1 protein-coding gene is annotated in these 1033 nt (G+C 62.9%); it reads left to right on the forward strand.

Annotation, left to right across the window (positions count from 1 at the left end; translation table 11 throughout):
• Nucleotides 1-848: transposase (locus tag ACOVRJ_RS20385; RefSeq protein WP_422045653.1), on the forward strand; the 848-nt coding region annotated here is incomplete at its 5' end.
• Nucleotides 849-1033 lie beyond the last annotated feature (185 nt).

Genomic DNA, 1033 nt, shown 5'->3' on the forward strand with positions numbered 1-1033 from the left:
ACAAGATCAAGACCCTGCGCGAGCAGATGCGTCGCATGGACCAGATGAAGGAGCGCTTGAAGGCGGAACCCGACGGGCAACTCTCGCAAACCGATCCCGACGCCCGATCGATGATGTCGCAGGCCAAGGGCACGGGCCTGGTGGGCTACAACGTGCAGGCTGCGGTGGATGCCAAGCACCACCTCATCGTCGCGCACGAGGTCACCAACGTCGGCCACGACCGAGCGCAGCTAAGCAAGATGGCGCTCGCTGCACGGCAGGCGATGGGCAAGGAGCACCTCAAGGCCTATGCCGACCGCGGCTACTTCATGGGCCCCGAGATCAAGGCCTGCCACGATGCCGGCATCAAGGCCTTCGTGCCCAAGCCGATGACATCCAACGCCAAGGCCATGGGCCGGTTCGACAAGAGCGACTTCATCTACATCGCGCGAGACGACGAGTATCAGTGCCCCGCAGGACAACGCGCCATCTACAGGTACACGCGCGAAGAAAACGGACAGCGGATCCGTCGCTACTGGAGCAGCGAATGCACCGGCTGCACGATGAAGTCCCAATGCACGACGGCCGACTACAGGCGCATCTCGCGCTGGGAGCATGAGCCCGTGATCGAGGCGATGCAGCGAAGACTGGACCGCGAGCCCGACGCCATGACGCTGCGACGACGGACCGTGGAGCACGTGTTCGGCACACTCAAGCACTGGATGGGCTCGACGCACTTCCTGACGCGAACGCTTGAGCACGTCAGCACCGAAATGAGCCTGCACGTGCTGGCATACAACCTCAAGCGGGTCTTGCAGGTTCTTGGCATAGCCAAAGCGATGAAGGCGATGAAGTTGGCGGGCGCGTAAGCGCCTTCTTATGCCCGCAGCGGGGCTATAGAGCGCAGAAATCGGTGTTCGGCGGCATATCGTGCGATTGAGCGCACTGGATGCTCAAACGGCGCGCAGGAAGCCCAAGCAAGGCTTCGAGGTGCGACATGGGCTTGCGCGTGCCCGTGTGGGCCCGTCAGAGCAGTTCTCACACGGCCTCGGCC

The organism is Roseateles sp. (assembly GCF_049240545.1).
Taxonomy (GTDB): Bacteria; Pseudomonadota; Gammaproteobacteria; order Burkholderiales; family Burkholderiaceae_C; genus Paucibacter_A.